Genomic DNA, 22261 nt, shown 5'->3' on the forward strand with positions numbered 1-22261 from the left:
GAAGGGGCGAGGAACAACGATGCGGTACATCGTCATCGGAGCCGGTGCGGTCGGCGGATCCATCGGCGGGCGGCTGCACGAGAGCGGCCGGGACGTCGTGCTGGTGGCCCGCGGCGCCCACGGCGCGGTCCTGCGCGAGGACGGGCTGCGGTTCACCACCCCGGAAGGCACGCGGCAGGTGCGCGTGCCGGTGGCGGGCGGGCCCGAGGACGTCGAACTGCGCCCCGACGACGTCCTGGTGCTGGCCGTCAAGACGCAACACACGGCCGACGCGCTGACCCGGTGGGCGGGTCGGCCCGTCGCGGGCGGCGGCACGGCGGGTGAGTCACTGCCGCTGGTCTGCGCGCAGAACGGGGTGGAGAACGAGCGGCTGGCACTGCGCCTCTTCCGCCGGGTGTACGGCGTGTGCGTGGTGCTGCCCGCCTCGTTCCTGCGTCCGGGCGCGGTCACCGCGGCCTGCGGCCCGTACACCGGGGTGCTGGTGCTGGGCCGCTACCCGGACGGCACGGACGACACCACCCACCGTATCGCCGCGGACCTGGAGGACTCGGTGTTCCGCGCCCCGGTGGTGCCCGACGTCATGCGGTTCAAGTACGCCAAACTGCTGGGCAACCTGGCCCAGACGGTGGAGGCCCTGTGCGGTCCCGTGACACCCGGGAGCCCCGCGGCCGAGCTGGCCGAACGGGCTCGGGCTGAGGGTACGGCGGTGTTGAAGGCGGCCGGTGTCGACTGCGCGGACACCGCCGAGTTGGCCGCGCTGCGCGAAGGCGCCGTGGAGGTGCGGCCGATGCCGGAGGGCGAGCGCGCGCTGGGATCGACGTGGCAGAGTCTGGCGCGCGGCGCCGGTTCCGTCGAAGTGGACTATCTCAACGGGGAGTTCCTGCTCCTGGGCCGGATGCACGGGGTGCCGACGCCCGTCAACGAGACGCTGCTGAGACTCGCCAACGCCTCGGCGGCGCAAGGGTGGGAGCCCGGCGCCACGGCGGCTGCCGACATCCTCGCGCTGCTGAGGTCCGTCCCGTAATCCCTTGCGGGCGCGGCCCGTTCAGCTCAGGCGGCGTACCGGTTCGCCCGCGAGGAACGCCTGGATGTCCTCCACGGCATGGCCGTAGTACGTCGCGTAGTTGGCCTGTGAGACGTAGCCGAGGTGCGGAGTGGCGAGCAACCGCGGTGCGGTGCGCAGCGGATGGCCGGCGGGGAGCGGCTCGATGTCGAAGACATCGATGCCCGCCCCGGCGAACCGGCCCTCGCGCAGGGCGGCGAGCAGCGCGTCCTGGTCGACCAGGGCCGCGCGCGAGGTGTTGATCAGGTAGGCGGTGGGCTTGAGCAGGGCGAGTTCGGCCGCGCCGAGCAGGCCACGGGTGCGGTCGCCGAGCGCGAGATGGATCGAGACGAAGTCACTGTCGCGCAGCAACTCCTCCTTGGAGGCGGCCAGTTCGACACCGACCTCCTCGGCGCGCTCCTTGCTCAGATGCTGACTCCAGGCGCTCACCCGCATCCCGAAGGCCAGCCCCACCTGCGCCACCCGGCTGCCGATCTTGCCCAGGCCCAGCAGACCGAGTCGGCGGCCGTGCAGATCCGCACCGACGGTGGACTGCCAACGGCCGCCCGCACGCAGCCCGTTGCTCTCGGCCACGAGGTTGCGGGCCAGCCCGAGCAGCAGCGCCCAGGTCAGCTCGACGGGCGGGGTGGAGGAGCTGGCCGTACCGCACACCGTCACCCCGCCCCGCTCCGCCGCCGCGTAGTCGATGACCGAGTTGCGCATACCGGAGGCGACGAGCAACCGCAGTCGGGGCAGGCGGTCCAGCAGCGTGGCCGGGAACGGCACTCGCTCGCGCAGAGTGACGACGATGTCGAAGTCGGCGAGCAGCGAGGCGAGTTCGTCCTCGTCGGTGATGTGTTCGTTGAAGGTGACGACCTCGACGCGGTCCTCCAGCACGCTCCAGTCGGCCGAGCCGAGGGCGGCGTTCTGGAAGTCGTCGAGGACGGCGCAGCGCAGTCGCATGTCGATGGTTCTCCCTGAGTCTGTGCGAGTTCGATCACGGCCGACGAACGCACAGTACTGTCGACGACGGACGGCGGGGCCACCGGGGAGCGGGAGTCGGGCGATCCGGAGCAGCGGGACGCGGCCGGGCGTCCGTAGCCGGAGCGACGAGGAAGAGGAACAGGGGAGCCATGGCAGACGTCAACGAAGCCGCAGCCGCCGTCGAGTGGGCGGGCATCCCGACGACCACTCTCGCCGATGTCCTGGGTCGCGCACAGGTCATGGACATCGGCATCCGTCCGTTGTGGCAGCCGGTTCCCCGCGTCGCCGGGCCCGCGTTCACCGTGCGGTGCCCGCCGGGCGACAACCTCATGCTGCACGCCGCCATCCACCGGGCCGAGCCGGGTACGGTCATCGTCGTGGAGTCCGGCGATCTCGACTACGCGCTGGCCGGGGGCAATGTCTGTGCCGTCGCCCGACGCCGGGGTGTCGTCGCCTTCGTGGCGGACGGGCTGATCCGCGATCTCGCGGAGGTGCGCGCGATGGGCTTCCCCGTCTTCGCTCGCGGGGTCATCCCGATCCCCGGCGGCAAGCAGGCCGTTGAGCCGTTGAACGTCGAAGTGCGGTGCGGTGGGGTGTCGGTGAACGCGGGTGACATCGTGGTGGCCGACGAAGAGGGCGTCGTGGTCGTCCCGTTCGCTCGCCGGGACGAGGTGATGGCCGCGGCCCGCGCCAGACTGGCCAAGGAGGCGGGCGAATCACTCGACGCGTGGGAGAAGACTCATCGCACCCGCATCGACAAGATCCTTCGGGATCAGGGGTTCGAGGGCTGACGCCGAGCGGCAGGGTGCCGCCTCCCTCAGCGTGGAGGCGGCACCCTCAAGAACTCACTCAGACGAGCCAGCCCACGAAGTGGAGGACGCCGGCGAGCAAGTTGGTCAGAACGTTCATTACTGATTCTCCATGTGTGTGCAGTCGCGTGCGTGGGACTACGCACGCTTCACGTGCCGGGCACGTGAGGGACATGCGCGAGGATTCGGTCTGCAGCCCGTTTCCCGCGCACCACAAGAGTCGTTGAACAACAGGGCTCTCCGCAGGCACATGTGTACCGTGCACCCGTTCTGGGGAGTGTCTGCCCGCCTGTTCGAATCTTGGACCGTGACTCCTGGACCTCGGCGCGTGAGGTTCACCGGATGCGGTGGCTCTCCCAGAAGGAGGTCAGGTCCTTGTCGGTCATGGACTGCGCCGTCTTCTTGAAGTCGGCGGTGGTGGAGATGCCGTACCAGTGGTCGGCGGCGTAGCGCTTCATGAGTCGTGCCATGGTGGCGCTGCCGAGCGTGCGTTCCAGGTCGAACAGGGCGCACGGGCCGGACGTGTAGATGAGGTGGTACCAGCCCGGCTGCCGCGACCAGTAGGACATCGAGCTGGTGAGCGCGGCGTCCTCGTCGGGCCAGTCGTCCGGGTCCCAGCAGCCGACGGTGTCCTCGCCGTAGAAGCGGTAGTTGGCGTACTGGGCGAAGCTCTCGTCCAGCCAGGGCGCACCGTACTCGTCGTTGCCGACGATGCCGTACCACCACTGATGGGCCACCTCGTGGACGACGGCGTTGCCCTCCTCGGTGGTGCCGAGCAGCACCAGGCCGGGGTACTCCATCCCGCCGCCGAACCGCGGTGTCATCACCAAGTCGATTTCGCCGTACGGGTAGTCGCCGAACTCCTCGCTGAACCGGTCGACGGCGGCGGCACCTTCCTGGCGGCCCAGGCGCACACCCTCGGCGGGTGTGTCGGGTGACCAGTACGACCTGACCCGCACCCCACGCGGCGTGGTCTCCTCGGCGGTACGGAACGGGCCCGCAGCCCACGCGAAGTCCCGTACGCGGTGCGCGACGCTGTGCGTGCGGGTGCGTCCCGGTGTGCCGGGGCCGCTGCTGGTGCGGCCGGTCGCCGGGACCCGGAGGGTCGACGGGTGGTCGAGCGTGACCCGGAAGTCACCGGCCACGGCGTAGAAGCTCTCGCCGGTCGCCACGTACGGGTCGAGGTGCCAGCCCGCGGCGTCGTGCACGGCCAGGACGGGCAGGGCGTTGCCGAGGAAGCGGAACGCGCCTTCGCTGCCGAAGCGGTCGTCGCGGCCGGGCACGGTGAGGGACACGTCGAAGGAGACGGCCGTGCGCTGACCGCGTCCGAGCGGCGTGGGCAGGGTGATACGCAGCGCGGTGCAGCCCACGTCGAGCGGGCCCGCCGTACCGCCGCGCACGCGGGAGACGGCGACGGGGGAGGGGCTGCCCGACGTGCCGCAGCCGTCCGTGCCGTTGCCCCACAGCCGCAGATACACCTCGCGCAAGGGCTGATCGGAGGCGTTGCGGAACGACACGCGCTCCTGGCCCGTCCAGTGGGTTCCGTCGGCGTCCGCGCGCAACGTCACGTCGTAGCGCGGGAGATCGGGTGTCGCGGCGGCCGTGGACTCCGGGGCGGCCTCGGCGACACCGGTCCCGGCAACGCCGGTTCCGGCCGCGAGGAGCACCGTGGCCAGAGCAACCGGCAAGCCGCGACGGGCAGTTGACAGCCATGTGGGTAAGAACGACATGGCAGCCGATCGTGCCACAGCGCCTCCGGCACGGGCCCCCGTGTACCAGAAGCGAACAGGCTGCTTCCGATTGCCGATTGCCGATTGCCGATTGCCGATTGCCGACTGCCGATCGCCGGTTGTCCTGGCCGCCCGGTCACAGGGGCAGCGTGATCCAGATGCTCTTGCCGCCGCCGTCCGCGTCGCCCCGTAGCACCGCGGTGCCGCCCAGTGACTGGGTCAGCTCGATGACCGTGCCCAGACCGGTGCCCGGGGCCGCGGCGTGTGCCCCGTACAGGGTCGGCTGGTGGGGGTGGCGGTCATGGACGGCGAACGCGAACGTGTCCTTGCTCGCCGCGTAGATGACGGTGACCGTCTCGGACAGCGCGGCGGCGTGCCGCACGCTGTTGGTGACCAGCTCGGACAGGATGAGCAGCGCCGGGTCCACGCTCGGATGCCGAGCGGGGACCCCCCACTCCGTGAGCACCATCTCCGCCGTCTCCCGGGCCAGGCGTACGGCCGAGCCCATGGTGGGGAGCGTCAGGACGTGCCGCAGTGGCAGCCCCGCCGCCTGGGCGGCCATCATCGGATGGCCACCCCGGCGGCGGGTTCGGGTACGGCCCGCAGCAGTCCGGCGCCCTCGAGATACGCGCGGGCCCCCTCGATGGCCTCGGGCGTGGTCGCGTACTCCCGGCCCTCCAGCCGCAGCAGGTCCAGCGCGCCCACCGAGTCCAGCACCTGCCGCTGACCGGGCCGTATGCCCGAGCCCATGACGACGATGCCGCGCCGGTTGAGCTTGTCGACGGCGTCCTTGAGGACCAGGGCGCCGGTGGCGTCGATGGTCGAGACCCGCGACATCCGCAGGATGACGACGCGGACGTCGGCGACCTCCGACAGTTCCAGCAGGAAGCGGTGCGCGGCGGCGAAGAACAGCGGTCCGTCGATGCGGTAGGCGACGATGTGCTGCGCGAGCAGCGCGTGCTCCTCCTCGCTGTGCTCGCCGGGCAGATCGGGGCGGAAGTCGACCTGGTCGAGCCGGGCCTGGGACGCGACCGCGCGCAGCGCCAGCGCCCCGGCGACCACGAGGCCGATGATCACCGCGTAGACCAGGTCCAGCGCGAGGGTCGCGACGGCGGTCAGGACGAGGACGACCGCGTCCGCGCGGGTGGCCTTGGCCATCGCGCGCAGCGAGCCGACCTCGACCATCCGGATCGCGGTCGCGATCAGCACCCCGGCCAGCGCGGCGAGGGGGATCTTCGCGACCAGCGGGGCCATGGCGAACACGATGACCGCGAGGACGGCGGCGTGGACGAGGGCGGCCAGCCGCGAGGAGGCACCGGTGCGCACGTTGACCGCGGTACGGGCTATCGCGCCGGTCGCCGGGACGCCGCCGAACAGCGGGGCGGCGATGTTCGCCAGGCCCTGGCCGAACAGCTCCTTGTCCGGGTCGTGCTTCTGCCCGACGGTCATGCCGTCGGCGACCTGCGCGGACAGCAGCGACTCCAGCGCCGCGAGGGCGGCCACCGCGACGGCCGGGGCGAGCAGCGACGGGAACAGGGAGAGATCGACGAAGCCGAGGGACGGGGCGGGCAGCCCCGAGGGGAGGTCGCCGATCGGCGCGGCGTCGTCGAGGTGGCAGATCTGCGCCACGAGCGTGGCGGCGATCACGGCGATGATCGAGAACGGGATCGTCGGCCGCCACCGCGCGCCCAGCAGCATGATGAGCGCCACCGCCGCGGCGAGCCCGACGGCGGTCCAGTTCGGCGCCTTGGCGAACGCCTCCAGGGCGTGCCACGTCACCACCAGGACCTTGTCGCCCTCCGGCTTGGCCACGCCCAGCGCGTTCGGGACCTGCTGGAGACCGATCACCAGCGCGATGCCGAGCGTGAAGCCCTCGACCACCGAGGCCGGGATGTACGCCATGTAGCGCCCCGCTCTCAGCAGGGCCAGGCCGACCAGCAGGACGCCCGCGATCAGGCCCACCATGAGGACGCCGCCGGCGCCGTGCTGGGCGACGATCGGCACCAGCACCACGGTCATGGCGCCGGTCGGCCCGGAGACCTGGAGGTTCGATCCGCCGAACAGGGCCGCGAGGGCGCCCGCGACCACGGCGGTCGCGAGGCCCGCCTCGGCGCCGAGACCGGAGGAGACGCCGAAGCCGAGCGCGAGCGGAAGCGCGACGATCGCCACGGTCAGACCGGCCAGCAGGTCCCGCTTGGGGTTGCGGCCCATCACCGCCCAGTCGGCGCGGGTGGGCAGCAGGGAACGGACCCGGGCGAGGGCCGGGGACACCAAGGAACTCACCGGTTCGTGACCTCGGCTTCCCGCAGCGAGTCCAGCAGCTCGCTCTGTCCCGCGAGCATCTCGGTCAGGATCCGGCGGGCCGCGCGCATCAGCTCCGCGACGTCGCCGCCGGCGAGCTGGTAGATGACCGTGGAGCCCTCACGGGCGGACGTCACGATCCCCGAGCGGCGCAGCACCGCGAGCTGCTGGGACAGGGCGGCGGGCTCTATCTCGAGCGCGGCGAGCAGGTCACGTACCGCCTTGGGGCCGTCCTGCAACAGCTCCAGCACTCTGATCCGTACCGGGTGCCCCAGCATCCGGAAGAAGTCCGCCTTCGCTTGGTACAGCGGAACCGGCATTGCTTGGTCTCCTCCTCGATGACGACGCTGCCGTGCTTCCTGCGGGATGGGGGGTACGGGGTACAGGGCAGTACGGCGTACGGAGCACCGGTGGCGGGTACGGCAGACCGTCTATCATGTTCCAAATTGCAAAACTTTGCAATTCGTCAAGCCGAGGGGTGGTGGCGTGCTCGAAGCCCGCGCCGCCGCTGCCGCCGAGCGGCGGTGACTCCGGGCGTCGCCGGGGCGCCGTGGATCCCGCCATGCGGAATGCGTGCCACCGGGGACCCGGCGCGAAGGCGCGCGGCCGACCGGACGGCGGACGCCGCGTCGGCTCATGGGTTGCCGGGCATGTCAGAACCGGGGCGCCGCAACGCCCCGACGCTGTCTGTGCAGATCCTGTGCGCCTGCTGTCAAGGGTCCGCGGATGTGATGAATGAATTCCAGGATTTGACCTTCACCAAAGAATCCTTTGGGGTGACCGAAAGGCGCCTTGTTCGCTCAACTCCCGGCGCAGGAAGGTGAGTCGCGTACCTGAGCATCAGGAGTCACAAGCGTTGCCCGACTCGGACGGCCGACCGTCCGGCGCTGACGGGGGAACTGATGCGGTGCACTCGTCCACCGTCGACCGACCGGTCATGTGGACCCGTCGACCGCACCGAACCTGAACACCTCTCCGCCGCCTGCCTCTTGGTGCCTTCGTCCGGTGCCCGCAACAGGGACAGGAGGGGGAAAGCCGATGAGCGCGGTGAGCGCCGCCAGGCCGACGTATCCCGGCGTGTACGTCGAAGAGCTTCCCAGCAGCACCCGCACCATCTCGACCCTGACCACCTCGGTGACGGCCTTCGTGGGCCACACCCGGCGCGGTCCGATCGACGAGCCGGTGCGTGTCACCAGCTTCGCGGAGTTCGAACGCCGCTTCGGCGGCCTCAGCGCGCGCAGTGCCGTCGGCTACGCGGTCCACCAGTTCTTCGGCAACGGCGGCACCACCGCCGTCGTCGTGCGCGTCACCAGGGCGGGCAGCGGACAGGCCGCCCACGTCACCCTCAAGTCCACCGAGGGCCACAGCGACTGCGACGTCCTCGAGGTGCGCGCCAAGGAACCGGGTGTGTGGGGCAACGGCCTGCGCGTGGCCGTCGACCACGGCACACTCTGTCCCGACGACACCTTCGACCTGCGCGTCCTCGACGCCCGGGGCCGGGCCCGGGAGAGCTTCACCGCCCTGTCCATGGACGCGGACAGTGACCGCTACGCACCCGCCGTCGTCGGCGCCGGCTCCCGGCTGATCCGCGTCGAAGCGGTCGGCGAGGGCCGCCCCGACCCGTCCGGCACCGTCTCCAAGCCGTTCGGCCACCACCTGCCGGGCCTCGCCGTCGACCTCACCGTCAAGATCGGCGACGTGGAGCGCGAGTTCACGCTCTACGACCCCTACTGCGACGGCGAAGTACCCTGCTCCGTCGCCGAGTTGGCCCTGCTGCTCGAACGCAAGCTGCGCGCCCTGCCCGACGCCCACGGCCGACACGCCTTCGCGGGCACCGAGGTCACTGCCTTCGGCCGCCGGCTCCGAGTGATCGCCGGATCCACCGACCCCGGGGACATCGTCCGCTTCCTCGGCGAGTGCGCCAACGACCTCGGCCTGGAGGCCTCCGTCAACCCGCCCGTCTTCCCGCTGACCGGCGGCACGGACGGCGAGGCCCCGGGCCCCCGCGACCTGATCGGCTCCGAGGCCGACAAGACCGGTATCCAGGCGCTGCGCCAGGTCGCCGACGTCAACCTCCTCGTCCTGCCCGAACTCGCGGCGTACGAGAAGACCGAGGACGCGCTCACCGTCGTCTCCGCCGCCCAACTCCTGTGCCAGGAACGGCGGATCTTCCTGCTCGTCGACGCCCCCGGCAAGTGGACCGGCGTCGACGCGGCGCGCGCCGGTATCGCCGCCTTCGACGCCGTACGCGGCAACCACGCGGGCCTGTACTTCCCGCATCTGCACCTCACCGACCCGCTCACCGGACGGCTGCGCGCCTTCCCGCCCTCCGGCGCGATCGCGGGCGTCATCGCGCGCACCGACGCCGAGCGCGGCGTATGGAAGGCACCGGCCGGAACCGAGGCACGGCTCGCGGGCGTGCACTCCCTCACCGTCGACCTGACCGACCGCGAGACCGGACTGCTCAACCCGCTCGGCGTCAACTGCCTGCGCAGCCTCCCGCTGACCGGCCCGGTCGTCTGGGGCGCCCGCACCCTGGAAGGCGCCGACGCCCTCGACAGCGAGTGGGCGTACGTCCCCGTACGCCGACTCGCCCTGCACATCGAGGAGAGTCTCCAACGCGGTCTGCAATGGGTGGTGTTCGAGCCCAACGACGAGAACCTGTGGCAGCAGATCCGCCTCGTCGCGTCCTCGTATCTGCACACGCTCTTCCGGCAGGGCGCCTTCAAGGGCAGCACCCCGCGCGAGGCCTACTTCGTCAAGTGCGACAGCGACACCACGACCGACGAGGACATCGCGAACGGCGTCGTGAACGTCCTGGTCGGTATCGCACCGGTCCGCCCCGCGGAGTTCGTGATCGTCAACATCCAGCAGACGTCCGGCCAGTTCAGCCAGTCGGGCCGGTTCGCCCAGTTCGAGCTGTAGTCCCGCGGGAATCTTGGAGAGCTGAAGGAATCCGATGGCAGAGTTCACCGTCAACGCCCATCGTTTCGACCCCTACAAGAACTTCAAGTTCCTTGTCCTGTGGGACGGTCGGACGGTCGCCGGTATCAGCAAGGTCAGTCCGCTCAAGCGCACCACCGAGGTCGTCAAGCACCGGCACGGCGGCGACCCCAGCTCCCCGCGCAAGTCGCCGGGACGCTCCGAGTTCGAGGGCATCACGCTGGAGCGCGGTGTCACCCACGACCCCGAGTTCGACCGCTGGGCCAACAAGGTCTGGCAGGTCGGCGCGGGACTCGGCGCCGAGGTCTCCCTCGCCGACTTCCGCAAGGACATCGTCATCCAGGTCCTCAACGAGGCCGGGCAGGTCGCCGTCTCGCACAAGCTGTACCGGACCTGGCCCAGCGAGTACCAGGTTCTCGGCGAACTCGACGCCAACGCCAACGCGGTGGCCATCCAGTCGCTGAAGCTCGAATGCGAGGGCTGGGAGCGGGACTACGAGGTTCCCGAGCCCGAAGAGCCCTCCTTCCTGAACCCGGCCTGATCCCAACCCGGCCTTGGGCGACGCGAGATGAGGACACCAGGAGAAGGCATGGCGAACACCGGGGCGGCCGAGCTGCTGGCCACCTGGGAGGCGGGGCTCGCCGAGACGCCCGCCGGGCGCGCCCTGCTGCTGCACGGCACGGCACGCCCGGACCTCGACGCCGCGGCGCTGCCCGCGGTACCGCTGGGCGAACGCGAGGCCGACCTGTTCGCCCTGCGCCGCGCCCTGTTCGGGGAGCGGATGCAGGTACGGCTGGACTGCCGAGTGTGCGGCGCGGACATGGAGTTCGAGCTGGACGCGGGTGAGTTCGCCCGCTCCCTCGCCCGACCTGGGCAGTCGGTCGTACGGCTGACAGAGGACGGTTGGGAGGTCACCTTCCGGCTGCCCGCCGCGGCCGACCTCGCGACCGCGGCCCGGTCCGCCGACCCGCGCGCCACGCTGCTCGCCCGCTGTCTCGTCTCGGCGGTCCACGACGGCGCGCCGCACCCTGCCGACGCTCTTCCGGGGCCGGTGCAGCGGCGGATCGCCGAGGCCGTCGAGACCGCCGACCCGGGCGCCGAGGTGACCCTGAACATCAACTGCCCCGAGTGCGACACGGCCACCCGAGCCGACCTCGACATCGCCTCCTACCTGTGGAGCGAACTCGACGCCTGGGCCCGGGACATGCTCCTCGACGTCCATCTGCTCGCCACCGCCTACGGCTGGAGCGAACCGGAGATCCTGGCGCTCAGCCCGCTGCGGCGCCGCTACTACCTGGAGCTGTGTGCGGATGCCTGACTCCCGAGTGCCCGACCCGTCCTCGCGGGCGCCCGCGCCGGAACCCGACTTCCTGGACCGGCTGCTCGCCCGGCACACCGGCACGGCACCGGACACCGCCCGGCCACGGCCGCGGCTGCCCGGCCCGTTCGAACGCGTCGAAGCCGTACGGGCCCGCGCGGCGGAACCGGATGCCGCCGAGGTCGCGGCCGGGCCACCGTCCGCCACCTTCGCGGTCCTGCCCGACCGGGACGGCCCACGGCCCCCGGCCGAGATCCGACGGCACACGGAACACGAACGGACCGTCGTCCACACCGAACATCCCCTCGCGGCACCGGAGTCGGCGCGACCCGCCCCGGCCGCCGCCCTGCCCGAAGCACCGCTGCTGCGCCCCGCCGCGTCCCTCGCGGCCGGGCCGCTCCCGGTGCCCCGGGCCACTCCGCGCGGCACCGGGCGTTCCGGCCCGGACGCCGGCGCGGACCGAGTCGCGGCGTCCGCCTCCACCCCCCTGGGCGCGGACGCCGCTCCCGCCGCCGTCGTGTCCACGGCACCGCACCCCAGCCCCGCGGACACGACGGCGGCCCGCACCGCCGCACGACAGGCCGCCGCACGCCGACCCGGGCGGACGCCCGAGCAGGTGGTGCATGTACAGATCGGCCGCCTGGAAGTGACGAGCCGTCAGAAGCCTTCCCAGGATGGTCAGGTACGGCAGGGCCCGGCCCAGCGGCCGGGCACCACTCTCAGCTTGGCGGAGTACCTGGCCCGGGGGCGCGAGTGAACCACGTCGCGGTGGCAGGGGCACGAGTGGCCGTACGAGCGACACGACAGACAGGGACCGGGGAACTGACGCCATGAGCAACGCACTTGCCATCGCCCATGTGAGCCAGGCCCTCGCCCTGCTGATCGAGTCCCACCTTCAGCCGGAGATCGACATGGCCGTCAAGGTGGAGCCGCGCAAGCCGCCCGCCGAGCCGCCGACGGACCCCACGATCTCCGTCTTCCTCTTCCAGGTCACCCCCAACACCTCGCGGCGCAACGACGATCTGCCGACCCGCGCGGCGGACGGCACGCTGGTACGCCGGGCCGCCGCGGCACTCGACCTGCACTACGTGATCAGCGCGTACGGCGACGAGACCGAACTGGTCGGGCAGCGGCTTCTCGGCTCCGTGGTACGCACGCTGCACGAGATACCGGTCCTGCCGCAGGACGTCATCGAACTCGCGGGCGAGAAGCCCTACTTGGCGGACAGCGATCTCGTGGAAGCGGCGCAGCGGGTGCGGTTCACACCGATGGTGATGGACATCGACGAGACGTCGAAGCTCTGGGGGATGCTCTACCAGACCCCGTACGCCCTGTCCGTCGTCTACCAGGCGTCCCTCGTCTTCATCGACGGTCTGGAGACGCCGGTGGCGGCCAGGCCGGTGGAGCGGCCCGAGGTACGGGTGCTGCCGTTCGGGGCGGAGGGGGCGCCGGAGCGGCCGGGGGCCGATACGGCCGAGGGGGCCACGGAGGCCGCGGCGGAGAAGCCCGGCGCGGAGATCACGGACATCGCGGAGACCACGGACATCGCGGAGACCACGGCGAACTGATCCGGCACGGGCGACACGACGGGGGCAGGTGAGCACATGGGCACGTACGAGGAGAGCGCGACCGACTCCGGCGCCGAGGACATGGCGCTGACCGCCGGGATCCGGCGTGTCCTGGCCCGCGTCGACGCGCACGTGGCCCGTGCGAGGGAAGAGCGCACCACCGGACAGCAGGTCACCGAACAGCAGTTCACAGCCTCCACCCCACCCACCGCCGTCGTGCCCGTACCCGAATCCCCCACCCCGCTGGACGCGTTGGTCACCCTCTTCGGACTCACCTCCTTCGAGCGCGACGTGGTCCTGCTCACCGCGGCCGATGAACTCGACTCGACCACCGCCGCCCGGTGCGCGGCCGCCGCGGGTGATCCGCGACGGACGTACCCCACCTTCTCGCTCGCCCTCGCCGCGCTCGACGCACCGCACTGGAGCGCGCTCACCCCCGTAGCACCGCTGAGACGTTGGCGCGTAGTGGAGTTGGAGGACGAGACCCGGCTGACCGTCTCCCGGCTCCGCCTGGACGAGCGCGTCCTGCACTTCCTGCTCGGCTCGCCCTACCTCGACGCCCGGCTGCACGGCCGCCTGCGCCGCACCACGGCACCGGACGCGCTCCCGTCGTCCTACGACCTGGCGGCGAGCCGTCTGGCCGAGGGCTGGACCGACGAGGGCCGCGGCCCCGACGCGCCGCTGCTGGTCGAGGTGACCGGCGGCGACCCGCGCAGCCGCGCCGAGCTGGCCGCCACCGCTGCCGCCCGCTGCGGACTCGGCCTCTACGCCATGAGCGCGGAGGACGTGCCGACCGACCCCGTCGAACGCGACCGGCTGGCGCGGCTGTGGCAGCGGGAGGCGATCTTGCTGCCCGCCGCCCTGCTGGTGGAGGCCGGGGACCTGGACCGCGACCAGCGCGCGGCGACCGAGGCGTTCCTGAGAGGGGCCGCCGTACCGGTGGTCGTCTCCAGCGAGAACCCGCTGCGCACCGGACGCCCGCACGGCACGCGCGTATCCGTACCGCGCCTGAACGACGAAGAGCAACTGGCCCTGTGGGGCGACGCGTTCAAGAACGTGGCAGACCTGGAGGACAACGAACTACGCACCCTGGTCGCACAGTTCCAGTTCCCACCGCACGTCGTCCGCACGGCCGCCGCGGCGGTGGCTCGGCAACTGCATCGAGAGGACGAGGCGGACATCGCCGAACTCGCGTGGCGCGCGGGGCTGGACGAGGCCCGCCTCGGCATGGACGAACTGGGCCGCCGGATCGAACCGCAGGCGGGCTGGGGCGACTTGGTCCTGCACGAGCGCCAGACGGCCGTACTGCGGGAGATCGTCGCGCACGTACGACAGCGGCCGACGGTCCACCAGGAGTGGGGCTTCGCCGCGACCCTGCGCCGAGGGCTCGGCGTCACCGCTCTGTTCGCGGGCGGATCCGGTACGGGCAAGACGCTGGCCGCCGAGGTCATGGCGAAGGAACTGGGCCTGGACCTGTTCGTCGTGGACCTCTCGCAGGTGGTCAGCAAGTACATCGGTGAGACCGAGAAGAACCTGCGCCAGGTCTTCGACGCGGCCGAACGCGGCGGCGCGCTCCTGCTGTTCGACGAGGCCGACGCGCTGTTCGGCAAGCGCAGCGAGGTCAAGGACAGTCACGACCGGTATGCCAACCTGGAGGTCAGCTATCTGCTGATGCGCATGGAGGCCTACCGGGGCCTCGCCATCCTCACCACCAACATGAAGCAGGCCCTCGACACGGCGTTCCTGCGCCGTATCCGCTTCGTGGTCGACTTCCCCTTCCCGGCGGAGCACGAACGCGCCGAGATATGGCGCCGGGTGCTGCCACCGCAGGCCCCCGTCAAGGACATCGATCCCGATCTGCTGGCCCGGTTGACCGTCGCGGGCGGGTCGATCCGCAACATCGCCCTGTCCGGTGCCTTCCTCGCCGCCGAGGAGGGCGACCGGTTGCAGATGCGGCACATGCTCGCCGCGGCCCGCACCGAGTACCTCAAGTTGGAGCGCTCACTGACACCCGCGGAGGTGCGCGGATGGGTGTGAACAGGCGACAGCCCTCGGCGATCCGCGTCGAGATCGGCGAGTTGGTACTGGACGGCTTCCGGGCGGACCCGGCACGTGTCTCGGCGGCGTTCGAGAGCGAACTGACGCGGCTGGTAAGGCTGCACGGAGTCCCCCTGGCGGCGAACGGCACACTGACCGCCGACGCGCTGACCGGACTCCCACCCCTGCCCCCGGGCTTGTCGGCACGCCGCCTCGGGCAGGAGTTGGCGCGCGCGGTACACGAGGGGCTCAGCGGCCACGGGGAGGTGACCCGATGAGTTCCCGCACCCAGGACGCCGTCGCGGAACAGTCCGCCGACCGACGCCGCCGCAAGCGCAAGGAACGAGCCGCCAAGTCCCGCACCCCGGAACCGAAGAACATCGTCAGCGGCGCGGGGCAGCCTCTCGATCCGGGCGTACGGCGGGAGTTGGAGGAGCGACTCGGCCACGACCTGAGCCGCGTACGCCTGCACACCGGTCGCGACGCGGGGCAGTTGACGGAGCTGCTGGGCGCGGACGCGGTCGCCGTCGGCCAGGACATCCTCTTCCGCGAGGGCACGTTCAAGCCGGGCACGGACGAGGGCCGCCGCCTGCTCGCCCATGAACTGCTGCACACGGTGCAGAACCCGCACGGGCTGGGCGCGTTGCGGGCCGGTCGCGAACCGGGCGCGGTGAGCTTGCCGCAGCAGACGATCGAGCGGGAGGCCGAGGGGGCTGCCCGGAGTCTCGTACGACCCGACCAGGAGCAGTCCGCCCCCGAGGTACGGGAGGGGCAGGCCACACCTGGCTGGCTGCGGTACGCCACGGTCGACGCCGACCGCAACCGCGCGGAGGCGATCGACCCGGCGACCCTGCTCGACCGCCTCGCCAACTCGGTCGTCCGCTCGCTGCGCGGCGACCCGGAGGACCTGTCCCGGCGAACGCGCGGGCAACTCGCCCGACTTCCCGAGGAGTTGCTCGAAGGCGTCCTCGTCCGCCTGGAGAACCGGCTGTCGGCCCCGGAACACGACCGGGTGCTCGACCTCGTGGACGAGATCGAGGCGTACGACGACGGGGCCCAGGACCTCGAACTCAACGCACATGACGCCCCGGAGATCGATCCGGACCTGGCGGAGGAGTTACGCACCGAGCGCGAGAACGCCCTGCGGACGACGGAAGAGCGCCGCGCGGAGGAGGAGCGGCTGGACGCGGCGCCGGGCCCGGAGAAGGAGCGTTCCGACGAGGAGGGCGCGGCCGGGAGCACGCCGCAGAACGGCTGGATGCGGGAGCACGTGAGCACCCCGCAGGGCGGGGGCGCGCCGCACAAGGGGCAGCAGAAGGCGCGGGAGCCGCAGGGGCCCGAGGCCGTACAGAAGGCGGGGGCACCGCGGAAGCAGCCGACTTCCGCCGCTGCCTCCGGTGGGCTGCCGGACAAGGGGCAGCGCGGTGGTGCGAAGGAGGAAGACCGAGGAAGCGGGGATTCCACCGAGCGGCAGGCCACCCCGGTCGCGAGCAAGGAGGAGTCGGCGGCGCGGAACCGTGCGGAGGCTGTCGAAGCGGCTGCGGTCGGCGGCCGGACCGACCGGGTGGACCCGAACGGCCAGGCGCAGCCCAAGGGTTCTCCGGTCGTCACGGGCAAGGACATGCAGTTGCCCGGCGCGCTCAGCGCGCTCGACGGCGTACGCAACCAGGACGTGGAGGGGCTGCGGGAGCAGTCAGCGGACGACCCGTCCGGTTCCGGCAGTGCGGCGGAGGCCGAGGCCGCCGAGGAACCCAGCGCCTGGGACATCGAGTTGCAGCCCGGAGACTTCCTTCCGCAGCAGGACCTCGACCTGTCCTCCGTACCGGCCGCCGAACAGCTGGACCCGTCGTCGGACGCCCAGGTCACCCCCTCCTTCCCCGCGTCACCCACGACCAAGGCGGAGCGCGTCCGCTCGGACAGGGAGGCGGAGGACGCCGAGGAGGCGGAGGCCGAGGAGGACAGCGCACGAGAACCCGTCGAACCCGAGCCGTCGATCGAGACCGAGGGCAGTCAGCGCGGCGCAACCTCCTTGAGCGGTACGGGACTTGTTCAGGCGGCGACTCCGTCCGCCTACGCCACGCGCGACCCCAAGAACGGTGACGATCCGAAGGCCGGACCCGTGACGGCGCAGACCACGGTCCAAGAGGCTTCGGGAGACACCGAGAGCACGTCCGAGGGCGACAGCCGGGAGAAGGAGTCGGCGGCCAAGGAGGAGCGGGGTACCGAGTCCGGCGGAGACAGGGCATCGACCGCTCCGGAGAAGGAGTCTCAACAGGCCACCGGTGGCCGGGCGGCGCAGTCCGATGCCGGGGTACGGGAGCCGACGGACGGTACGGGCGCGGGTGGGACCGGTGGCGTCGGGGCCCTTGCGGGATCAGGTACGACCGGGGCTTCCGGGCCGGCTTCCGCTCCTGGCGCCCTGGTTCCGGCCGAGGTGAGGGAACCGTCTCGGGCACCAGCTCGTACGAACGCGCGTACGACGGGACCCGCCCCGGCGCCGACGTCCGTACCCGTGGCCGCGCGACCCGCCGCGACCGCGCAAGCCGAGTCCGGGGCCACGGACGTACCGGAGACCGCGCCCAAGGCGGCCGCCGCGCAGGGCTCCCCGCGCGACGGCGGAGGGGGAGGCGGTGCGCCTTCCCCCGGACGTGCCAAGAAGAACTCCGCGCCGGTTCCGAACCTCTCCGGTGCCAGCCCCGAAGCGGGCCTGACCACCGCTTCGAAGCTCAAGCCGCACACGGCACTTCAGGCCATGGACGGCGTGGGCGGCGCGGTGGACCGCGCGGTCGGCGACGAGCACAGGACGCTCGCCGCCGCGCCTCCCGCCATGCAGCGCCCGGCGGGCGCCCCGCGGACCCTTCAGGGCAGACCGCGGACGGACGCTCCGGCTCAGTACGCACAGGATCCGGCCCAGCAGTCCCAGGCGCCGGAGGCGAAGGACGCGAAGGTCACCGGCGAGCAGGAGCCCGAAGGCCAGATCGACGCGGAGAAGGCCGAGGAGCCGGGCGGCTGGGACACCTTCAAGATGGCCCTGGGCTTCGGCCTGGGCAAGGTGGCAAGCTGGCTCGGCTTCAAGGTCGACGCACAGGAACTCGCCGCGAAGTTCGCCGGGTTGCCGACGAAGGACGAGGCACTCAAGCAGGCCCAGGCGGGCAACGCTCCGGGCGTACGCATGGGGGAAGCCGCCGACCGGACGGCCGGTGAGCAGGACGGCCATGTCGACGCCAAGGGACAGGAGACCGTCGCGACGGCCCGCGACGACGCATCCCGAAGGATGGGCGAGGACCAGGTCTACCCCGACGCGCCCAAGGAGCGGTTGACCGCGCAGGTGCCGGGGCAGCAGGGCGGTCGGCAGACAGCCGTAGGGGGCGGCGGGCCGACCGGTGCCGTACCTCCGGAGGCCGCTTCCGAGGTCGCCGAACACGACCGCGGACCGCAGTTCCAGGCCGCGTTCTCGGACGGACGCACGAGCATGTCCGAGGGGCGGCGGACCAAGGACCAGGGCTTCCGGAGCGCTCAGGACGAGCACAAGCACAAGGTGGACGCCGAGATCGCGGCGAACACCGAGAAGCAGGCCGGAGAACGCGACAAGGCGATGGCGGAGGTCACCGCACAGCGCGAGGACTGGCGCAAGTCGCAGGACAACGAGCTGAAGACGCTCGGTGACAAGAAGACCGAGCGGCACGACAAGATCCGCAAGGACGTCGACGACGAGGAGACGAAGACAGACGACGACGTCGAGAAGGAGAAGGGGAACAGCGACAAGAAGATCAAGGACGAGAGCGACCGGGCGGAGCGCGATGCCCAGCGGCAGCGCGACGGAGCCGTCCAGGACTCCGGCAACTGGATCACGAAGGCCTTCGACTGGATCAAACAGAAGGTCGTCGAGATCAAGAACGCGATCGTCCGGGTGATCCGGGCGGCGCGAGACGCCGTCACAGGGTTCATCCGCGACTTCAGGACCACGGTCGAACGCTGGATCAACGAGGCCCGCAAGAACATCGTCGACGCGATCAAGAACTTCATCAAGGACCTGATCGAGTTCGCCAAGGCGATGGTCCGGGCGGTGATCGAACTCGCCGACCGGGTCCGGAAGTTGATCACGAGCCTGGTCGCAGCGGCGATCGCCCTCGTCAACCGCCTCGCCCACGCCCTGAAGCAGGCCGTCACCGAGTTGCTGAACGCCATCGGCAAGCTCCTCAGCGGCATCCTCGACGTGCTGAAGAAGATGCTCCAGGCCGCGGTGAAGGCGGTCGTGGACGCGGTGAAGGCGGTCCTGGACTTCGCGTCGAAGCTGCTGAGCGCGTTGGGCGCGTGGATGCTGATCGCCGTCGACTTCCTGACGGACCCGGGCGGTTGGCTGAACGGCGCGAAGAACTCAGCGGTGGACGGCGCGAAACACCATCTGTTCCGCGAGGTGTCCGCGGCGGTCAAGACGTGGTTCCAGGAGAAGATCCAGGAGATCATCGGCGTCCCGAAGGCCATCATCGACCAACTCGTCAAGGGCGGCTTCACCCTCGACAAGATCGTCAAAGAGGCGTGGGACGCGGTCGTTCCGCAACTTCCGCTGATCATCGGCGAGTTGGTCATCACCAAGGTCGTCGCGAAGCTGATCCCGGGTGCGGGCTGGGTCATGGCGGTCATCGACGCCATCCGTACCGCCTGGGGTGCGCTGAGCGCCATCCTGGCCTCCCTGGGCGCTGTCCTCGGCTGGCTCAAGGTGGTCCGCATGGGCGGCGCCGGCCTCCTCTTCGCGAAAGCGGTCGCGGCGGGCGTCGTGGCGCTGCTGGAGGTCCTCTACCAGGCCCTCATGAACGGGATCGGCAAGTACGTCGCCAAGGTCGGCCGACGCCTGAAGGGCGTGGCGGCGAAGCTGGCCGGACGGGGCGGCGGCCGAAAGCCACGGGCCGGGGGCGCCGACGAACCGGGGGGCAGGCCGAAGACGGACAGCCGACGTGACGAGCCGAGCGCGGGGGCGACGCCGAAGGCCCCGGCCAGGCCCCGGCCCGGCACCGACCGGCCGGGCCCGACCCGCCCGGCCTCCGGGCGACCCCCCGCGGGGCCGGGCCGCCCCGGCTCCCGTCGCTCCGAGCCCGACCGCCCGGCCACACCGGCGACCAGCCGTCGCCACCCGGACCCGGCGGAGCGCCCACGGCCGGACCGGGAGACCCCCGTACGACCGAAGGACGACCCCTCGAACCCGAACCGCCCGAGGGAACAGGACCCGGCCAAGCCCAGAACGGACGGGGACGGCTCCGGCAGACCGAAGAACCCCAAGGACGGAGAGGGCTCCGGCAAGCCGAAGGACCACAAGGACGGCGACGGTCACAAGCCGAAGGACGGCAACGAGGACCCCCGCAAGCCGAAGCACGACAGGGACGAGGACGGCAGGCGGCCCAGGGACGGGGGCCGGAAGCCGCGACGGCCCGAAGACGGCAGGCCCGGCCGGAAGCCGAAGGACAGGGACCCGGAGCGGAAGAAGGAGAAGCGGGACCAGCGCAAGAAGGACGAGGACTCGAAGGAATCGAAGGAAGCGCGGCTGCGGAAGATCGTGGCACGCATCCGCCCCCGTATCGACGGCATGTTGCGGCGCGGCACCGGGCGCCCGATCCTGCGCGCGGCCCTGGCGGCGATGCGCGCCTGGTACCGGCTCACCGAACTCAGCGCGGGGGAGACCGAGCGCTTCGGGATCGAGGCGGTACTCAACCCCGAGGAGCAGGTCGCGACCGGCCTGAAGATGGACACCATCGAACTCGCCGACGCCGTCGACGCGATGGTCAACCATGTGCTGAGGTCGGACCACGTGATCGCCGAGTCACAGCGCATCGGCATCGGGGGTCCGCCCCGCGACCCCGACGGCGCTCCCACGGCCGCCCGCACCCGTACCGTTCCCGCGGATGTCGGCATCGCGCCGATGCTGCGTCACACGTTGGACAACCCGCTGCCGCACAAGAGCGACGAGATGCTCCAGGTCGAGGCCGGTGATCCCCAGTACAACTCCCGCCTGTACCTGAAGCATACGGAGAACGGCGGTGGCGGTACGACACTCGCGCCCGAGGGCGTCGACAAGAACTTCACCTACGCTGAGGAGGCCAAGGCGCTCCTGGACGCGGAGCCGAACGGGACCCTCATGGGCGGGCGGATGCTCGAATCCCTGGCCGGAGAACGGGACAAGTGGCAGGGAAGTCAACTCCCCAGCGTCAACACCATGGAACAGGCGGTGTTCACCGCGACTCTCATAGGTCTGATCGAGACAGGGCGCACGCCGTTCGTCATGGTCCCGAACCTGGCCGCGGTCATGGCCTCCGAGGCGGGTGGGCCGCACATCGCGAATCTTCTCCCGGAGCTTCCGCTGTCCGGGCGTGCGGCGATCAACAACAAGGAAGCGATGAAGGGGAAGTTCGGGGAGTTCAGCTATCAGGTGATCGGTGGCCAGGCGGCCGGTCGGCAGACCGAGTGGCTGCTCGCCGCACGCCGGATGTCCGGGCTTCCCACGTACTGGGACGACGTGAGCAGCGGGGCATCGGTATCGGAATCGGTGGGGACGGGCTTCCTGAATCCCCCGAAGCCCAAGGGGAAGAAGCATCTCGCCCCCGAGATCCACACGCTGATGCAGAGGTTCAAGGAAGTCAGCGGTCATATGGTGCAGAACGCCTACGGCATCGGCGGGGACAAGATGAGAGCGGCCAAACCGCTGTGGGAGAGAGTGGCGGAGGAAATCAGGAACAAGACCCCCCTTCAGCCGCCTACCGCGGCGTCGGAAGAGGTTCTTCGTCGTACCGCCGTCAACCTGAAGATCTGGGCGGACGCCAAGGGACTTGTCTACTCTCCCAAGGACCCCAAAGCCAAGGGGAAGTTCCTGGTGGAGATCTATCGGGAACTCGTCGGAATCGTGGGAATGCCGGCGGACAGCGCATTCGAAAGCAAATTGGAACGAGGCTACCATGGCTGAGATCGGCTACACCGAGATTCACCTGCCCCTGCGGAAGTTGCCCGGGTGGGGCTCCGTGGACGCCATCACACGCAGCGCCGACTGGCAGGTCGTGGACTCCAACGCGGAACGCGGCGACGCGAACTACAAGAAGACCGTCACCTGGGGCGTGGCCGCGGAACTCTGGGTGATGTATGTCGAGGACCTCATCACTCAGGTCTCGGTCGTCATCGTGTTCGGTGCGGACCGGGCTGCCGTCGAAACGCTCGCCCATCGGATCTCCGCGCTGCTGACGCCCTATTCACGCCAAGACGTCCTCGCGGCAGCCGATGAGGGCATGTCGAAGGCGGACACGGCGCGCCACCTCGTCCGTCTCGCGCTCTTCGCGCCGAAGGAATTCGACGGCGAGATCTTCGAGATGCTCCGGACGGCCGCTGAAGACCGTGATCCGGAGATCCGCAATGCCGCTGCCTGGGCGACCGTCTACCTCGCGTGGCCGGAATGCGAGGCCCTGTTGCGGCGGCTGGCGGAGAACGACCCGGACGAACGGGTCCGGGCGGGCTCCAAGGTCCTGCTCGAGAGTCTGAAGGACGGTTGA

16 protein-coding genes are annotated in these 22261 nt (G+C 71.0%); 11 read left to right on the forward strand and 5 right to left on the reverse strand.

Going from position 1 to position 22261, the window contains the following annotated elements; genetic code table 11:
* Positions 1 to 19: 19 nt before the first annotated feature.
* The gene (locus ACZ60T_RS11175) at positions 20 to 1024 is read left to right on the forward strand and encodes a ketopantoate reductase family protein (RefSeq protein ID WP_469665649.1); all 1005 of its coding nucleotides are present in this window, start codon (positions 20 to 22) and stop codon (positions 1022 to 1024) included.
* Positions 1025 to 1045: 21 nt separating this feature from the next.
* On the opposite strand, the gene ACZ60T_RS11180 is transcribed toward ACZ60T_RS11175, so the two are convergent.
* Positions 1046 to 2005 (reverse strand): D-2-hydroxyacid dehydrogenase family protein, encoded by a 960-nt coding sequence (locus ACZ60T_RS11180; protein WP_469665650.1) that lies wholly within the window; start codon positions 2003 to 2005, stop codon positions 1046 to 1048.
* A 170-nt stretch (positions 2006 to 2175) separates the two neighbouring features.
* On the opposite strand from ACZ60T_RS11180, the gene ACZ60T_RS11185 reads away from it, so the two are divergent.
* On the forward strand, positions 2176 to 2817 hold the full coding sequence (locus tag ACZ60T_RS11185) for an RraA family protein (protein ID WP_469665651.1): 642 nt from the start codon (positions 2176 to 2178) through the stop codon (positions 2815 to 2817).
* Positions 2818 to 3170: 353 nt separating this feature from the next.
* Here the strand turns inward: ACZ60T_RS11185 and ACZ60T_RS11190 are convergent, their stop codons facing one another.
* From ACZ60T_RS11190 to ACZ60T_RS11205, 4 genes are all read right to left on the reverse strand, one after another.
* On the reverse strand, positions 3171 to 4565 hold the full coding sequence (locus ACZ60T_RS11190; RefSeq protein ID WP_469665652.1) for a M1 family metallopeptidase: 1395 nt from the start codon (positions 4563 to 4565) through the stop codon (positions 3171 to 3173).
* Between the two features lie 136 nt (positions 4566 to 4701).
* Complete coding sequence (locus tag ACZ60T_RS11195) at positions 4702 to 5127, reverse strand: ATP-binding protein (RefSeq protein WP_365628346.1); 426 nt, start codon at positions 5125 to 5127, stop codon at positions 4702 to 4704.
* A complete protein-coding gene (locus ACZ60T_RS11200; protein WP_469666069.1) occupies positions 5127 to 6776 on the reverse strand; it encodes a SulP family inorganic anion transporter in 1650 nt (549 codons plus the stop codon). Before ACZ60T_RS11200 ends, ACZ60T_RS11195 begins: the two co-directional genes overlap by 1 nt.
* A gap of 68 nt (positions 6777 to 6844) precedes the next feature.
* Positions 6845 to 7186, reverse strand: coding sequence for an ArsR/SmtB family transcription factor (locus ACZ60T_RS11205; RefSeq protein WP_365627792.1), 342 nt, complete (start codon positions 7184 to 7186; stop codon positions 6845 to 6847).
* A gap of 718 nt (positions 7187 to 7904) precedes the next feature.
* Here ACZ60T_RS11205 and ACZ60T_RS11210 point away from each other — a divergent pair.
* The 9 genes from ACZ60T_RS11210 to ACZ60T_RS11250 all read left to right on the forward strand — a co-directional run bounded on the left by ACZ60T_RS11210 (position 7905) and on the right by ACZ60T_RS11250 (position 22261).
* Entirely contained in the window at positions 7905 to 9791 is a 1887-nt protein-coding gene (locus tag ACZ60T_RS11210) for a phage tail sheath C-terminal domain-containing protein (protein WP_469665653.1), read from the forward strand.
* A gap of 34 nt (positions 9792 to 9825) precedes the next feature.
* Positions 9826 to 10350 carry a phage tail protein gene (locus tag ACZ60T_RS11215; RefSeq protein WP_252425889.1) on the forward strand — a complete coding sequence of 175 codons (525 nt, stop codon included), beginning with the start codon at positions 9826 to 9828 and terminating at the stop codon, positions 10348 to 10350.
* Between the two features lie 48 nt (positions 10351 to 10398).
* Positions 10399 to 11127, forward strand: coding sequence for a T4 family baseplate hub assembly chaperone (locus ACZ60T_RS11220; protein ID WP_469665654.1), 729 nt, complete (start codon positions 10399 to 10401; stop codon positions 11125 to 11127).
* Positions 11120 to 11884, forward strand: coding sequence for a hypothetical protein (locus ACZ60T_RS11225; protein ID WP_469665655.1), 765 nt, complete (start codon positions 11120 to 11122; stop codon positions 11882 to 11884). The genes ACZ60T_RS11220 and ACZ60T_RS11225 overlap by 8 nt, the downstream gene beginning before the upstream one ends.
* Positions 11885 to 11957: 73 nt before the next feature.
* Positions 11958 to 12695: a Pvc16 family protein gene (locus ACZ60T_RS11230; protein WP_469665656.1), complete on the forward strand. Its 738-nt coding sequence runs from the start codon at positions 11958 to 11960 to the stop codon at positions 12693 to 12695.
* Positions 12696 to 12731: 36 nt separating this feature from the next.
* Complete coding sequence (locus ACZ60T_RS11235; RefSeq protein WP_469665657.1) at positions 12732 to 14732, forward strand: ATP-binding protein; 2001 nt, start codon at positions 12732 to 12734, stop codon at positions 14730 to 14732.
* Positions 14723 to 15010 carry a hypothetical protein gene (locus ACZ60T_RS11240; RefSeq protein ID WP_469665658.1) on the forward strand — a complete coding sequence of 96 codons (288 nt, stop codon included), beginning with the start codon at positions 14723 to 14725 and terminating at the stop codon, positions 15008 to 15010. The genes ACZ60T_RS11235 and ACZ60T_RS11240 overlap by 10 nt, the downstream gene beginning before the upstream one ends.
* Entirely contained in the window at positions 15007 to 21684 is a 6678-nt protein-coding gene (locus ACZ60T_RS11245; RefSeq protein ID WP_469665659.1) for an eCIS core domain-containing protein, read from the forward strand. The genes ACZ60T_RS11240 and ACZ60T_RS11245 overlap by 4 nt, the downstream gene beginning before the upstream one ends.
* Positions 21677 to 22261, forward strand: a complete 585-nt coding sequence (locus tag ACZ60T_RS11250; protein ID WP_469665660.1) for a HEAT repeat domain-containing protein — start codon at positions 21677 to 21679, stop codon at positions 22259 to 22261. Before ACZ60T_RS11245 ends, ACZ60T_RS11250 begins: the two co-directional genes overlap by 8 nt.

It is taken from the genome of Streptomyces sp. NPDC104371 (assembly GCF_055583785.1).

What these genes read in the sequence shown, in the direction of transcription:
- ACZ60T_RS11185 (WP_469665651.1), top strand. Translation starts at nt 2,176, where the DNA reads ATGGCAGACGTCAACGAAGCCGCAGCCGCCGTCGAGTGGGCGGGCATC.
- ACZ60T_RS11225 (WP_469665655.1), top strand. Translation starts at nt 11,120, where the DNA reads ATGCCTGACTCCCGAGTGCCCGACCCGTCCTCGCGGGCGCCCGCGCCG.
- ACZ60T_RS11200 (WP_469666069.1), bottom strand. Translation starts at nt 6,776, where the DNA reads ATGGGCCGCAACCCCAAGCGGGACCTGCTGGCCGGTCTGACCGTGGCG.
- ACZ60T_RS11180 (WP_469665650.1), bottom strand. Translation starts at nt 2,005, where the DNA reads ATGCGACTGCGCTGCGCCGTCCTCGACGACTTCCAGAACGCCGCCCTC.
- ACZ60T_RS11190 (WP_469665652.1), bottom strand. Translation starts at nt 4,565, where the DNA reads ATGTCGTTCTTACCCACATGGCTGTCAACTGCCCGTCGCGGCTTGCCG.
- ACZ60T_RS11250 (WP_469665660.1), top strand. Translation starts at nt 21,677, where the DNA reads ATGGCTGAGATCGGCTACACCGAGATTCACCTGCCCCTGCGGAAGTTG.
- ACZ60T_RS11235 (WP_469665657.1), top strand. Translation starts at nt 12,732, where the DNA reads ATGGGCACGTACGAGGAGAGCGCGACCGACTCCGGCGCCGAGGACATG.
- ACZ60T_RS11195 (WP_365628346.1), bottom strand. Translation starts at nt 5,127, where the DNA reads ATGGCCGCCCAGGCGGCGGGGCTGCCACTGCGGCACGTCCTGACGCTC.
- ACZ60T_RS11175 (WP_469665649.1), top strand. Translation starts at nt 20, where the DNA reads ATGCGGTACATCGTCATCGGAGCCGGTGCGGTCGGCGGATCCATCGGC.
- ACZ60T_RS11220 (WP_469665654.1), top strand. Translation starts at nt 10,399, where the DNA reads ATGGCGAACACCGGGGCGGCCGAGCTGCTGGCCACCTGGGAGGCGGGG.
- ACZ60T_RS11230 (WP_469665656.1), top strand. Translation starts at nt 11,958, where the DNA reads ATGAGCAACGCACTTGCCATCGCCCATGTGAGCCAGGCCCTCGCCCTG.
- ACZ60T_RS11245 (WP_469665659.1), top strand. Translation starts at nt 15,007, where the DNA reads ATGAGTTCCCGCACCCAGGACGCCGTCGCGGAACAGTCCGCCGACCGA.
- ACZ60T_RS11205 (WP_365627792.1), bottom strand. Translation starts at nt 7,186, where the DNA reads ATGCCGGTTCCGCTGTACCAAGCGAAGGCGGACTTCTTCCGGATGCTG.
- ACZ60T_RS11210 (WP_469665653.1), top strand. Translation starts at nt 7,905, where the DNA reads ATGAGCGCGGTGAGCGCCGCCAGGCCGACGTATCCCGGCGTGTACGTC.
- ACZ60T_RS11215 (WP_252425889.1), top strand. Translation starts at nt 9,826, where the DNA reads ATGGCAGAGTTCACCGTCAACGCCCATCGTTTCGACCCCTACAAGAAC.
- ACZ60T_RS11240 (WP_469665658.1), top strand. Translation starts at nt 14,723, where the DNA reads ATGGGTGTGAACAGGCGACAGCCCTCGGCGATCCGCGTCGAGATCGGC.